Origin of the sequence: Micromonospora deserti (assembly GCF_003236335.1) — a bacterium.
In the GTDB taxonomy this organism is placed as follows: domain Bacteria; phylum Actinomycetota; class Actinomycetes; order Mycobacteriales; family Micromonosporaceae; genus Micromonospora; species Micromonospora deserti.
Genome location: NZ_POUB01000004.1, coordinates 1 through 12,297 on the forward strand (window position 1 = coordinate 1; position 12,297 = coordinate 12,297).

The following is a 12,297-nucleotide window of genomic DNA, read 5'->3' on the forward strand; positions in this document are numbered from 1 at the left end:
GCGGGTAGGAGTGATCCCGCGAGGAGCGCGGCGAGCAGGGCGGTGAGGCCCGTGCGAAGCGCCCGCGGGAAGGGCTGCCGGCGTACCGGCGGGACAGGGGGTGGTGCCGTACCGACAAGTTTCATTGCTGCACATCCTTTGCGGTGATGGCGGCTACCGCCGCCGGATCGACCTTGATGTCGCTGTCGTCCATTCGGTGCTGGATGAACTGGTCGAACTTCTTCTCGATGAGCGACTGGCGAATCCGCCGGGAGTAGTCGGCGAGCGCCTTGCCCTCGTCGACGGTTTTGCCGTCGAGCTCGTAGTAGGTGATCTGGCTGGTGCCGGTGACCGGGGCGGAGATCTGGCCCGGTGCGAGCTTGCTGAGCACCGCCACCAGGTCCTGGTCGTGGGCGTTGCGTCCGGTCGGGCCGCTGCCGTGGTGGGTCCCGGTCGTGAGCCGGGCGCCGGGCTCTCCGGCCGCGACCTCCGCCAGCCGGTCCGCGGCGGCCACCCGCCGCTGGAGGCCGGCCGCGTAGTCCCCGGAAGCGCCGTCGGGCACCGGCACGACGAGCTTCGAGTACCTGTACGTGGTCGCGTTGGCGCTCCAGGCGTCCCGGTCTACATCGAACGCCCGCCGGACGTCGGCATCGGTGACCCAGAGCGGGTCGTCGGCGTCCGCGGTGAGCCGCTTCTTCAGGCTCGTCGTGAGTTCGGTGATCCGGTGCGAGTAGTACTCCTCGGGCGAGAACTCCGCGACGCCGTAGACCGTCTCGCCGTTCGCGATGGCCTTAGCCCGCCGCTTGTTCTCGTCGGCCAGTTCGGCGAGGAAGTCCGCGTGGTCGACGGAGTCGATCAGCCCCTGCTCCTTCGCGAGGGCGAGCGTGGTCTTGTCCCGCCGGATCTCGTCGAGCGCACGGGTGGCGAGCCGCTGGAGTGCGGTCTTGTCGCCGGCCTTCGCGGTCCAGTCGATCTTGCCCCGCAGGTGGTACTCGTTGCGCAGCTCGTTCTGCACTGTCGGCGCGAGCCGCCGCATGTGGAAGAGCAGCTCGTCGCGGGTCACGGCGTTCCCGTCGACCACGGCGACCTCGTCGGTGCGGTGGGTGAGCACCACGCCGGTGACCACCAGCGCGGCGAGGGCGACCCACATGCTGGCGAACAGGACGACGGCCCGGCGCGACGGCCTACTCGCGGTGCCCTTCATGAGGCCGCCTCGATCGCGGCCACCCGGGCGACGACGGGTGTGTCCCGGGTTTCCGTCACCTCGACCAGTACGGCGTCGACCTCGGCCGGTGGGAACGTCAGGATGCGCTGGTAGCCGACCGCGTTCGCCGCGGCGAGCGTCGTCCACCGGCCGGCCCGGCGGCCCCGGACGACGACGTGCTCGATGCGCTGCCCCTGCGTGATGTCCTCGCACACGACGACCGCCTCGACCGAACGGGGCCGGGCGAATGCGAGCGTCACGCCGGGCCGGGGGTCCGCGTCGTCCGGCCGCCACGGCTCGCGCCCACCGCCGGGGGCGAGGAGTGAGCGTGCGAGCCCCGCAGCCCCGGCAAAGCCCGCACCGCCGAGCCACGCGGTCGCGACGTCGCCCGGGGTCCCGGACGATACCGTCGCGGTCGCCGCGATGCGCCGCGCCCAGAAGTCCTCGATGCGCCGCCCGAGCCGCTCCAGCACCGCCACGTCAGTGTCCGGCATCCGCCCGTCCCGGTCCGGCGGGACGTTGAGCAGGAAACCGGAGTTGCCGCCGACGGCGCGCAGGTAGATGGTGAACAGCTCGTCCACGGAGCGGACCGCGGCGTCCTCGGCCGGGTGGTGGAACCAGCCGGGACGGATCGAGGTGTTCACCTCGGCCGGGTACCAAACCAGGTCGTCCTCGTGCCCCGCCAGGGCGGCGCGGCTGCCGAGGTCGCGGTCGTCGCTGCGGACGAGCCGGGCGAAGGTCCCGTCGTCCGCCTGCTGCGAACGGTCCGCGATCCGCTCGGCGTCCTGCAGCGCCCGCGGAACCACGCTCCACTCGTCGGGTCGGGTATCCCCGGCCTCGTTGCCGCACCAGCGGACGTCGGGGCCGCACACGCTGATGACCGCGTCCGGCTGCAGCTCGCGGACCACGGCGTAGTACCGCTCCCAGTCGTACACTTGGCGCTTGCCGTTCGGGCCCTCGCCGTTCGCGCCGTCCAGCCACACCGAGAACACCGGCCCGTACCGGGTGAGCAGCTCGGTGAGCTGGGCGACGTAGAAGTCGTCGTACGCGGTCCCGGAGCCGTAGGACGCCTCGGTGCGGTCCCAGGGCGACAGGTAGATCCCGAACCGCAGGCCGTGCCGCCAGGCCGCGTCGGCGACCTCCGCGACCACGTCGCCCCGGCCTCCGCGCCAGGGCGACGAGGCGACGGTGTACGTCGTGACGTCGCTCGGCCACAGGCAGAAGCCGTCGTGGTGCTTGCAGGTGAGGATCACGCCGGTCATCCCGGCGCTCTTGAGCGCCGTGATCCACTGGTCGGCGTCGAGCCCGGCCGGGTCGAAGGCGGCCGGGTCGTCATGCCCCTCGCCCCACTCCCGATCCGTCATCGTGTTCATGCCGAAGTGGATGAACCCGTAGAACTCCATCGCCTGCCACGCGAGCTGGCGCTCGCTCGGCCGGACCGCGGCCAGCGCCCGCCCGGGCGGCGCGACCGCGGTCACCGGAACCGCCGGTTGTACGAGGCGAGTACGGCCAGCAGCCCGGCCAGCGCGGCGAGCATGATCGCGAGGCGGCCCCACCCGACCGTCGTACGCGCGGTGACGACGACCGCGACGCAGCCGGCCGCGACGAGCGTCCGAGCGGTGACGACCAGCACGCTGCGCGTCGATTCCTTCATGACGGGTTTCCCTTCCAGGAGTGCCGTTTCAGCCCTTCACGCCGCCGGATGCCATGCCCTCGATGAGCCGGCGCTGGATGAGCGCGTAGACGATGAGGACGGGGACGATGACGATCACCATGCCGGCGTAGAGACGCCCGTAGTCGGCCGCCGCCTTCTGCGCGGTCATCAGGTTGAGCAGGCCGACCTGCAGCGTCTTGCCGTCGCCGGGGAGCAGGGTGAGCGCGATGATGAAGTCGTTCCAGTAGGCCAGGAAGTTGAACAGGACCACGGTGGTGACCGCCGGGCGCGCCATCGGCAGCATGACGCTGGTCATGATCCGCAAGCGGGACGCCCCGTCCAGGGCGGCGGCCTCCTCGTAGTCGGCCGGTATCGACCGGAAGAACGCGGTGAGCAGGTAGATGGTGAACGGGATCGACGTGGCCGCGTAGACGAGCGCGAGGACCCCGGGGTTGTCGATGAAGAAGCCGCCGGGGAGCACGTCGACGAGCGAGCGGTCCCAGTCGACGAGCATGAGGAAGATCGGCACGACGATGTAGTTGACGTTGACGAACAACCCGGCCAGCAGCGCGACCTCCACGAGGCCGCGGCCGCGGAACTCGTACCGGGCGATGACGTAGGCCGCCGGCACGGAGACCGCCAGGACGAACACCAGCCCGAGCACCGTGACGAGCACCGAGGTGAGGAAGTACTGTCCCATGCGCGCGGTGACGAACGCGTCGACGTAGTTCTGGACGTACAGGCCCCTCGGCAGCACCCAGGGGCTGCCGTAGAACTCGCTCTTCTGTTTGAGCGAGGCGAGCAGCACCCAGGCGACCGGCACCGCGATGGCGAGTGCGATCGCGATGACGAGGACGTAGGTCAGGGCCCGGCCGGTCCTCGACCGGTTGCCGACGGTACGAAGTGTGGTCATGGTGGCTGTCCTCAGAACTGGACGGGCTCGCGCCGGGTCGCGCGGCTCACCAGGAGCGACACGAGGAACGAGAACGCGAAGATGACGACGCCGATGGCCATGCCGTAGCCGTACGACGAGTTCGTGTACGCCTGCTTGTACAGGTAGCTGAGCAGAACCTCGGAGGACCCGTCGGGCCCGCCGCCGGTCATCGCGCGGACGAGGACGAAGCTGAGGTTGACGGCGCTCATGACGAAGAACGTCAGCGTCGTACGGAGGTTCTGCCAGATGAGCGGCAGCGTGATGGTGAAGAACTGCCGGCCGGCGGATGCGCCGTCGAGCGCGGAGGCCTCGTAGAGCTCCTCCGGGATGCTCGCCATGCTGGACATGTAGAGGACCATGTAGTAGCCGAGTGACTGCCAGACCATCGCGATCGCGACGGACCAGAGCACGAGCTTCTGGTCACCGAGCCAGACCTGCTGCAGACCGTCGAGCGACAGCAGCCGCAGCACGCCGTTGAGTAGGCCGTTCTCCTGGTCGAACACGGCGGAGAAGATCGCCGCGATCACGACCACCGAGAGCACGTTCGGAATGTAGAGGACGAAGCGGTAGAGGTTCCGCCCGCGCAGCCGTTGCCGGGTCATGATCGCGGCGAGGAACAGACCCATGCCCATCGTCACGACGGTCACGACGACCAGGAGCGCGACCGTGTTCTGGAACGCGCGCACGAACTGCTCGTCGTCGAAAAGCCTGGTGAAGTTGTCGAGCCCCACGAAGCGCAGGTCCGGGGAGAACCCGCTCCAGGTGTAGAGGGACATCCGGAACACGTTCACGGTCGGGACAACCATGAATACCGCGAAGAGCACCAGCGCGGGCAGCAGGCAGGCGAGCACGAAGCCGACATCGCCGCGCCGACGGGCCGGGACCCGGGCGCCGCGCCGGGAACGCCCGGCGGACGGCGCCGGCTCGGATGTGCGGTCCGTCGAGCCTGGGGGTGGGGCGGAGATGGTCGTCACCGTGCCGGTCCTTGAGTCGCTCGACAGAGTTGCGGGTGAACGGAGTGGGTCTCCCGGGTCGGAGCGGCGCCCGCGGCGGCCCGGACGCAACGGGCCGCCGCGAACGCGTCAGTCGCCCGCCTGGCGCAGCTTCTCGCTGGCGTCGTTCAGCGCGGCCTGCCACTGATCCTCGGTCTTGTCGCCGCTGATGATGCTGTTGGCGGTGTCGAAGAGCGTGGCCTTGATGTCGACGCCCTCGACGGGCGCGGTGCTTGCGAACCCGCCGACGAGCGCGGCGACCGACGGGTCCTCGTATACCTTGTAGAACTCGGCGTTCTCCCCGGACAGGCCGCTCGCGATGCCCTTGAGCGGCTGGATCGCGTTCGACTTGGCGAAGATCTTCGCCGCCTCGTCGGAGTACAGGTAGGCGATGAAGTCCTTCGCCGCGTCCTTGTGCTTGGCGGCAGTGGGGATCCAGACCGACTCGACCGACGTCGTGATGTAGCGTTTGCCGCCCGCGGTGACCGCCGGCAGCGGTGTCAGACCCCACTGGAAGCCGTTGGCGCGCGGGGCGTTCGCCATCTCGCCGACGATCCAGGTTCCGTTCGGCATGAACAGCGCCTTGTTGTCGAGGATCGACTGCTGGTTCTTGGTGAAGTCCTGTTCGTTGGCGTACCCGACCGTGGTCGGCGCGGCGTAGCGCAGCAGCCGGGTGGTGATGTCGAGCACCTGTCGGGCCTGCGGTGTCTGCCAGACGCCCTGCTTGTACGTCATGACGTCGGTGTAGAACTGCTCCCCGCCGACGTCGGCGAGGAGCGCGAAGAAGAACGAGTCGAGGTACCCGGCGGTCGGGTAGGTGAACAGCGAGATCCCCTGCGCCTTGGCCGTATCGCCGAGCGCGAACATCTCGTCCCAGGTGGTCGGGGTCTGCCAGCCCTTCTGGGCGAACAGGCCCTTGTTGTAGAAGAGCCCGGTCGGCGCGTAGTACATCGGCATCAGATACGTCTGGTCCGTACGGTAGGGGTTGGTGTTGAGGTTGCCGACGATGCCCTCGATGAGCTTGTCCCCCACGGTCTTGTCCTCGCCGGGGACCTTCGCCTTCAGCACCGGCGTGAGGTCCTCGAGGGCCTTGTCCTTGATGAGGGTCTCGGTGAGGGCGGCCTTGCGGCCCTGGCCGAGCACCACGACGTCCGGGTACCGTCCCGCCTTCATGTTCGGGGTGATCTCGTCCTCGATGCTCTTCGAGATCTGCAGCTGCACGTCGACGTCCGGGCGCGAGGCCTCGTATGCCTGGATGACCTGGGCGTACATGTCGCGGCCGTAGCCGCCTTCGAGGGCGGCGACGCGCAGCGTCGTCTTGCCGGAGTTCGAACCGTCTCCACCGGCCGAGCAGCCGGCGAGCAGTCCGAGCACCGTGACCGCGGCGCCCGCCAGGACGAGTGATCTCCTCATGGTCTTGGGGTCCTTCCCGTGGACATCTGCCCACCTGGGTGCGAGCGGAGGAACGAGTCCGGGGCCGACCGCATCGGCGGCCGGGCCGCCGTGACGCCGCGCCACCGGGCCGGGGTCTGGATCACGTGGCCGACCTGGACCTTGTTACAGTGGCATCGATAACATCAGGGCGCAAGAGGCAGTTTGCGCCAACGGCAACCCGTGGCTCAGCGGGAACGGGGCGGCGCCGTGGAGGCGCGTACCGACAGTGACGCGGCAGCGACGGATTCGCCCCCGCCGGCATCGGCGCCCCGCAGCAGCACGGCGACGGCCGCCGCGCCGGAGCGGTAGAAGTCCTGCCGCACGGTGGTCAATGGCGGGGAGCAGTAGGCCGCCAGGGCGATGTCGTCGACGCTGACGATGGACACATCGTCGGGCACCGATCGGCCACGCTCGCGCAGGGCGCGGATCACCCCAAAGGCCATCTCGTCGCTGGCGGCGAAGACAGCGGTCACGTCCGGGATCATCGCGAGAATCTGCCCCTGCTGGTACCCCGAGTCGGGCGACCAGTCCCCCTCCAGCGGGGGCGGCGCCTCGATCCCGGCCGCGGCCAGGCACTCCTGCCAGCCCTGCCGCCGCTGGCGCGCCTCGATCCACTCGTCGGGGCCGGAGACGTGCCAGACCTGGCGATGCCCGAGGTCGAGCAGGTGCTGCGTGGCGATGCGACCCGCCTCCTGCTGGTCGATCCCGAGCACGCGGGCGCTCGCGGTGCGGGAGCCGTCGAGTGCGACGGTGGGGATGTCCCGGGTGATGTCCTCCAGCTTCTGCGTCACGGAGATGAGCGGCACGGCGATGACGATGCCGTCCACGCCCTGGTCCGCAAGTTTGGACAGCGATCGCTCCATCAGGCCGGTGTCGAGCCTGGCGATGGTCGCGATGCTCACCGCGTACCCGGCCTCGCCGGCGGCCGCCTCGACGCCGGCGGTCACCGCCGAGCGCGAGTAGTACCCGCCGGACTGCAGCAGCACCAGCCCGATGGTGTAGCTGCGCCCGGAGGAGAGCACCCGGGCGGCGTTGTTGAACCGGTAGCCGAGCTGTTCCACGGCGGCGAGCACGCGCTTCCTGGTCTCCGGGTTGACGTTGGGCGAGTCGCGGAGTGCGCGAGAGACGGTCTGCGCCGACACCCCGGCGGTCCGGGCCACGTCCGCCATGCTCGGCTGCTTGGTGGGCCGCGCGGTGGCCTCGGTCATGGCGCTCCTCTCCCCCGAGCCAGCCCGCGACGTGGTGAGCCGGATCATACCGGCTATGCTACACATGGCATCGGTAACATAGGCTCGCGCCGTGATCGAGCTGCCCGCGCCGGGGATCTCTCCGGCCCCGACGACGACCGCGACGGATGCGGCGGCGGCCGGCGTCGCCACAAGCACGCTCACCTGGCGGGGGCGCCGCCTGTACCGGCACGGCGTCCCCCATCGCATCCTGTCCGGGGGGCTGCACTACTTCCGCGTCCACCCCGATCTCTGGCGGGACCGGATCCGCCGCCTCGCCGACCTCGGGCTCAACACGGTCGACACCTACGTCGCCTGGAACTTCCATCAGCCCCGGGAGGACGAGGCGCCACGCTTCGACGGTTGGCGGGACGTCGAACGGTTCATCCGCACGGTGGGCGAGGAGGGCCTCGACGTCGTCGTCCGGCCCGGCCCGTACATCTGCGCGGAGTGGTCGAACGGCGGCTTGCCGAGCTGGCTCACCGGCCGCGACGTCGCCATCCGCAGCTCCGACCCCGCATTCACCTCCGCTGTCGGCCGCTGGTTCGACGAGCTGGTCCCGCGCATCGCCGCGCTGCAGGCCACCGAGGGCGGACCGGTCGTGGCGGTGCAGGTGGAGAACGAGTTCGGCAGCTTCGGCGACGACCACGCCTACCTGCGCTGGAATCGCGAGGCGCTGACCACACGCGGCATTCGGGAGCTGTTGTTCACCGCCGACGGACCCACCGAGCTGATGCTGGACGGCGGCACCCTGCCCGGCACGTTGACGGCCGTCACCCTGGGCGCCAAGCCCGACGCCGCCCGGCAGCTCCTCGCGGCGCGGCGACCGGACGAACCGTTCGTCGTCGCCGAGTTTTGGAACGGCTGGTTCGACCACTGGGGCGAGCGGCACCACGTCCGTGGGGTGGAGAGCGTCGTGCGCACCCTTGGCGGCATCATCGCCGACGGCGGCAGCGTGAGCATCTACATGGCCCACGGTGGGACCAACTTCGGGCTCTGGGCGGGCGCCAACGAGGACGAGGGCCGGTTGCAGCCGACCGTGACCAGCTACGACTCGGACGCGCCGGTCGCCGAGGACGGCACGCTCACCGCCAAGTTCTTCGCCGTGCGCGAGGCGCTCGGCGCGCGCGGACTCGTACGGATGCCGGCGCGGCCGCCGACACTGCCGCCGGCGCGCGTCCCGCTCGTCCACCGCGCCGACCTGCTCGCCGGCCTCCGCGCCGTCCCGGCGCCCACCTCGACCGGCCCGCGCCCGGCCTCGTTCGAGCGGCTCGGGCTCGACGCCGGAATGGTCCTGTACACCGCGCACCCGCGCATCCCGGCGGGCGAGCACCGGCTCATCCTCACCGACGTACGCGACCGGGCCCTGGTCTTCGGCGACGGCACCGTCCTCGGCGTCGCCGACCCCGGTGACCCGGAAATCCCTGTACGCGGAGCCGGCAATGTCGTACGCCTGGAGGTCCTGGTCGAGAATCTCGGTCGGGTGAACTACGGGCCGGGCATCGGCCGGCACAAGGGCCTACTCGGGCCTGTCCTCGTCGACCGGCGCATCGTGCAGGGCTGGGACAGCACGCCGATCGCGCTGCAGGAGTGGTCCGCCGCGGAGTTGGCCCACGCGGTCGCCGCCGGCCCCGCGACCACGCACGCCGGATTCGCCGTCGCGAAGATGCACGTCGACACGCCCGCGGACACCTTCCTCGCGCTGCCGGGATCGAGCCGTGGCCTCGTCTGGGTCAACGGGTTCCTGCTCGGCCGGTACTGGGAGATCGGGCCGCAGGTCACGCTGTACTGCCCGGCACCGCTGCTGCGCGTGGGTGAGAACACCGTGACGGTCCTGGAGCTGGACCGGCTCGGCGGAATCCTGGAGCTGCGGGACCGCCCCGAGCTCGGACCGCCGGAGGAGTACGTCGAGGAGTTCGGCTAACCCGCCGCTAACGGTGGCCGCTCGATCCACGTGTCCCCGTTCAGGGCTGGACGAGACCGGTCTGGTAGGCGATGACGACGAGCTGGGCGCGATCCCGCGCGGCGAGCTTGGTCATGACGCGGCTGACGTGGGTGCGCGCGGTGGCCGGGCTGAGGAACAGTTCGGCAGCGGGGCTGGGCAATCGCCAGGCAGGCGGTATCCCACAGCGGGGGCAAGCGGCTCCGTGCGCTGCGGCGGGCAGTGGCCGCCGCAGCGGCGCACGGGGTACGGACCCAGGTCGTTGGGGTTAGGGAGGACCGCAAGATCGAACGTGAACCGCGCGACTGGGAGGACACCGACAAGATGCGAGTGTCGATCCGGCATGAGCTCGTGGTCCGCGTCGGTGACCGGGACGTGGGCTTCGAGCCGACCCGACACGGCACGCATCCCGTAATGGTTGCCGAGGACATGCGTGGGAAACCTGCTTGGTTGTGCTGGGCACCTCGGGCGGCCACCGCACAGTCGGCCTGGGTGCCGGTGGTACTCGTCACCGATGACGGACAGGTGCAGTGGGGCGACATGCGGTCCGACGCCCTCGCCGAGCAGCTCGAACGCCACCAGGCGACGGTGCGCGGCGTACCCTCCTCTCCGGGCCGCCGGGTCCACACGGCCGGGCGGTACGCACGCTTCCGCCCGATGCCGCATTTCCTTATCGCCGGTGTGCTGACTGTTGGCGGCGCCGCCCTCACCTGGAACTTGACCAGTTACCCGGGCGGCGGCGCCAAGATCGCTCTCATGTGGTTTCTCGTCTTGATCATTGTGGCGACCATGGTGCTACTGCCCCGGCCTTCTGCCGGAAGTGACTCTGTCTCACATTCGGTGGTGACCGAAGGTGGTCGATGTTGTTGAGATCATGTGTGCAAGATCGATGATCTTACGAAGATAGCTTTCTCAGGGCTGTCCCCGCTGGTGATCGATGACGTCGCGGACGAGGGCGAGTGGATTCTGGTGCGGGCTCGGACGCCTCAAAGGATGGTCGCCTGTCCGGGCTGTGCGGTTGTGACGGGCCGGGTGCACGGGTATCACCAGCGGACCCTCGCGGACGTTTCGGTCGATGCCCGGCCGGTGGTGGTCCGGGTGCGCGTGCGCCGTCTGGTGTGCCCGACCCAGGGCTGTCGTCGAACGTTCCGGGAACAGGTTATGGGAGTTCTGGAGCGTTACCAACGCCGCACACCCCGTCCACCGCGTTGACCGTCGCCTGACCGATCCACAGAGGAGCGGAGCACGGTGCGTGACCGTGTAGGGTCGCCTGCACGGGTGACGACATCGTTTTGGCGGAGGCCTTGGTGGAACGTCGTAGCGAAGCTGCGCGCGGAGTTGATCTGCGAACTGACCAGGCGCACGGCGCACGGATCTACGACTACATCCTCGGCGGCAAGGACAACTTCGCCGCCGACCGCGAGGCCGGTGAAAACTCGTTGCGGATATGGCCTGCGTTGAGGGTTCACATGCATGCCAACCGGTCCTTCATGCACCGGGTGGCGCGTTTCCTGGCCACCGAGTGCGGAATCCGGCAGTTCCTCGACATCGGCACCGGACTGCCGACATCACCGAATCTCCATGAGATTGTGCAGTCGGTTGACTCGACCGCACGGGTGGTCTACACCGACAACGATCCGCTCGTACTCGCGCACGCGCGTGCTCTGATGGTCGGGACAGCACAGGGACGTACGGCCTACATCGCGGCGGACATGCGCGACCCCCAGACGATCATCTCCGCGCCGGAGTTCCTGCAGACCCTCGACCTGAATCAGCCGGTCGGGTTACTGCTGATCGCGATCGTGCACTTCATCGAGGACGACACGGAAGCGCTGCGGGTCGTACGGCAGGTCTTGGACGTGCTGCCGACGGGCAGCTACCTGGCGATGTCCATCGCGACCGATGAATTCGACCCGATCCCGCTGGCCGAGGTCCAGCGGGAGTACAACAGGCTCGGTGAGACCCTCATCTTCCGCGACCGTGCCACGGCGCTGGAGTTCTTCGACGGCTTGGAGTTGGTCGAGCCGGGGCTGGTCCAGGTTCACAAGTGGCGCCCGGACGGGTCCGAGGCCCCAGGGATCGCGGACAAGGACATCGCCATGTACGGGGCGGTCGCGCGTAAGGCCTAGGCCTGCCTCATGGATCGTGGGTGGCGAACATGAACGTCGACCGTCGAACTCGGTGTGACGCGAGGTGATCTGAGCGTGAAGCAATGGGCAGTGCTGACGGCGCTACTGCCTACACAGCGTGTTCCAGGTTCAGTGGTGTGATCACCGACAGGCGATCAACGCGATCTGACGGTGAAACGAACCGGGTCGCCGTGGCGGACCTGCCGGAACGTGACGGCCGTTGAATACCGCGTCAGTGGCTCCGCCGGTGGGCGGCCGACGACATCAAACGAGATCGTCGACGCGATCGACCGCGCCGCACAGGGCGACTGGCGACTGCGCGACGAGGCCGGCACGGCGGCGCTCGTCTGCCAACGGGTAGACGGGGTCCTCTTCGACGTGGAGCGCAACGACTTCTGGTGGCCGGCCTGGGGCACGCCACCCGCGGACGCGGCGGGCCGGCTCTCGGTCGCCCGGGAGCGGCTCGCCGAGGTGCCACGACTGACGCCCCTGTTCGGCAACCGATACGTCGGTCCCACGGACGATTCCCCGGTGTTCAGCATCCACCAGACGGATCTCTACGTTCCGGCGCTGAGCCTCGCCGATCTGCCAACCGGCCGTAGCGAAGACGAGTTGCCGCTGACCGACTACCCGATCGGCGGTGTGCCGTTCTGGAGCGAGCTGCACGCGTGGAGCTAGCTCGGCGCGATGCCCCCAAGGGGATGCGTGAACGCGGCGTAGCCGGGATATGGGCCGGAGGGGGAACCGAACTTGCTTGGTCGCCGCTGCCCTCGATGGCCCGAGTTCGTTCTTCGTCGGGCGAT

11 protein-coding genes and 2 pseudogenes are annotated in these 12,297 nt (G+C 69.4%); 5 read left to right on the top strand and 8 right to left on the bottom strand.

All coding sequences use genetic code 11. From position 1 onward, the window contains the following. Window positions 1-121: 121 nt before the first annotated feature. The 7 genes from C1I99_RS00890 to C1I99_RS00920 all read right to left on the bottom strand — a co-directional run bounded on the left by C1I99_RS00890 (window position 122) and on the right by C1I99_RS00920 (window position 7,405). A complete protein-coding gene (locus C1I99_RS00890) occupies window positions 122-1,183 on the bottom strand; it encodes a hypothetical protein (RefSeq protein WP_111132244.1) in 1,062 nt (353 codons plus the stop codon). After that, window positions 1,180-2,661, bottom strand: a complete 1,482-nt coding sequence (locus C1I99_RS00895) for an alpha-L-fucosidase (protein WP_199561854.1) — start codon at window positions 2,659-2,661, stop codon at window positions 1,180-1,182. Before C1I99_RS00895 ends, C1I99_RS00890 begins: the two co-directional genes overlap by 4 nt. Beyond that, the gene (locus C1I99_RS00900) at window positions 2,658-2,837 is read right to left on the bottom strand and encodes a DUF6903 family protein (RefSeq protein WP_111132245.1); all 180 of its coding nucleotides are present in this window, start codon (window positions 2,835-2,837) and stop codon (window positions 2,658-2,660) included. Before C1I99_RS00900 ends, C1I99_RS00895 begins: the two co-directional genes overlap by 4 nt. A gap of 28 nt (window positions 2,838-2,865) precedes the next feature. Then, window positions 2,866-3,750, bottom strand: coding sequence for a carbohydrate ABC transporter permease (locus tag C1I99_RS00905; protein WP_111132246.1), 885 nt, complete (start codon window positions 3,748-3,750; stop codon window positions 2,866-2,868). 11 nt (window positions 3,751-3,761) lie between these two features. Continuing rightward, window positions 3,762-4,745 (bottom strand): carbohydrate ABC transporter permease, encoded by a 984-nt coding sequence (locus C1I99_RS00910; protein WP_111132247.1) that lies wholly within the window; start codon window positions 4,743-4,745, stop codon window positions 3,762-3,764. Between the two features lie 108 nt (window positions 4,746-4,853). Continuing rightward, complete coding sequence (locus C1I99_RS00915; protein ID WP_111132248.1) at window positions 4,854-6,176, bottom strand: carbohydrate ABC transporter substrate-binding protein; 1,323 nt, start codon at window positions 6,174-6,176, stop codon at window positions 4,854-4,856. A gap of 206 nt (window positions 6,177-6,382) precedes the next feature. After that, window positions 6,383-7,405: a LacI family DNA-binding transcriptional regulator gene (locus tag C1I99_RS00920; protein WP_111132249.1), complete on the bottom strand. Its 1,023-nt coding sequence runs from the start codon at window positions 7,403-7,405 to the stop codon at window positions 6,383-6,385. Window positions 7,406-7,496: 91 nt separating this feature from the next. Between C1I99_RS00920 and C1I99_RS00925 the strand changes: the two genes are divergently transcribed. Beyond that, window positions 7,497-9,347 carry a glycoside hydrolase family 35 protein gene (locus tag C1I99_RS00925; protein WP_199561855.1) on the top strand — a complete coding sequence of 617 codons (1,851 nt, stop codon included), beginning with the start codon at window positions 7,497-7,499 and terminating at the stop codon, window positions 9,345-9,347. A gap of 40 nt (window positions 9,348-9,387) precedes the next feature. Here C1I99_RS00925 and C1I99_RS00930 read toward each other — a convergent pair. Further along, a pseudogene (locus C1I99_RS00930) lies at window positions 9,388-9,516 on the bottom strand (response regulator transcription factor); the annotation flags it as partial. Window positions 9,517-9,587: 71 nt separating this feature from the next. Between C1I99_RS00930 and C1I99_RS00935 the strand changes: the two are divergent. From C1I99_RS00935 to C1I99_RS00950, 4 genes and pseudogenes are all read left to right on the top strand, one after another. Further along, complete coding sequence (locus C1I99_RS00935) at window positions 9,588-10,235, top strand: hypothetical protein (RefSeq protein ID WP_111132250.1); 648 nt, start codon at window positions 9,588-9,590, stop codon at window positions 10,233-10,235. Window positions 10,236-10,241: 6 nt separating this feature from the next. Continuing rightward, window positions 10,242-10,565: pseudogene (locus tag C1I99_RS00940) on the top strand (transposase family protein); the annotation flags it as partial. Between the two features lie 107 nt (window positions 10,566-10,672). Further along, complete coding sequence (locus C1I99_RS00945; RefSeq protein WP_111132296.1) at window positions 10,673-11,494, top strand: SAM-dependent methyltransferase; 822 nt, start codon at window positions 10,673-10,675, stop codon at window positions 11,492-11,494. Window positions 11,495-11,704: 210 nt separating this feature from the next. Then, a complete protein-coding gene (locus tag C1I99_RS00950; protein ID WP_111132251.1) occupies window positions 11,705-12,172 on the top strand; it encodes a hypothetical protein in 468 nt (155 codons plus the stop codon). The last annotated feature ends 125 nt before the right edge of the window (window positions 12,173-12,297 follow it).

Excerpts from the sequence above, each read along its gene's own strand:
- C1I99_RS00890 (WP_111132244.1), bottom strand. The coding sequence starts at position 1,183 with ATGAAGGGCACCGCGAGTAGGCCGTCGCGCCGGGCCGTCGTCCTGTTC.
- C1I99_RS00905 (WP_111132246.1), bottom strand. The coding sequence starts at position 3,750 with ATGACCACACTTCGTACCGTCGGCAACCGGTCGAGGACCGGCCGGGCC.
- C1I99_RS00920 (WP_111132249.1), bottom strand. The coding sequence starts at position 7,405 with ATGACCGAGGCCACCGCGCGGCCCACCAAGCAGCCGAGCATGGCGGAC.
- C1I99_RS00915 (WP_111132248.1), bottom strand. The coding sequence starts at position 6,176 with ATGAGGAGATCACTCGTCCTGGCGGGCGCCGCGGTCACGGTGCTCGGA.
- C1I99_RS00900 (WP_111132245.1), bottom strand. The coding sequence starts at position 2,837 with ATGAAGGAATCGACGCGCAGCGTGCTGGTCGTCACCGCTCGGACGCTC.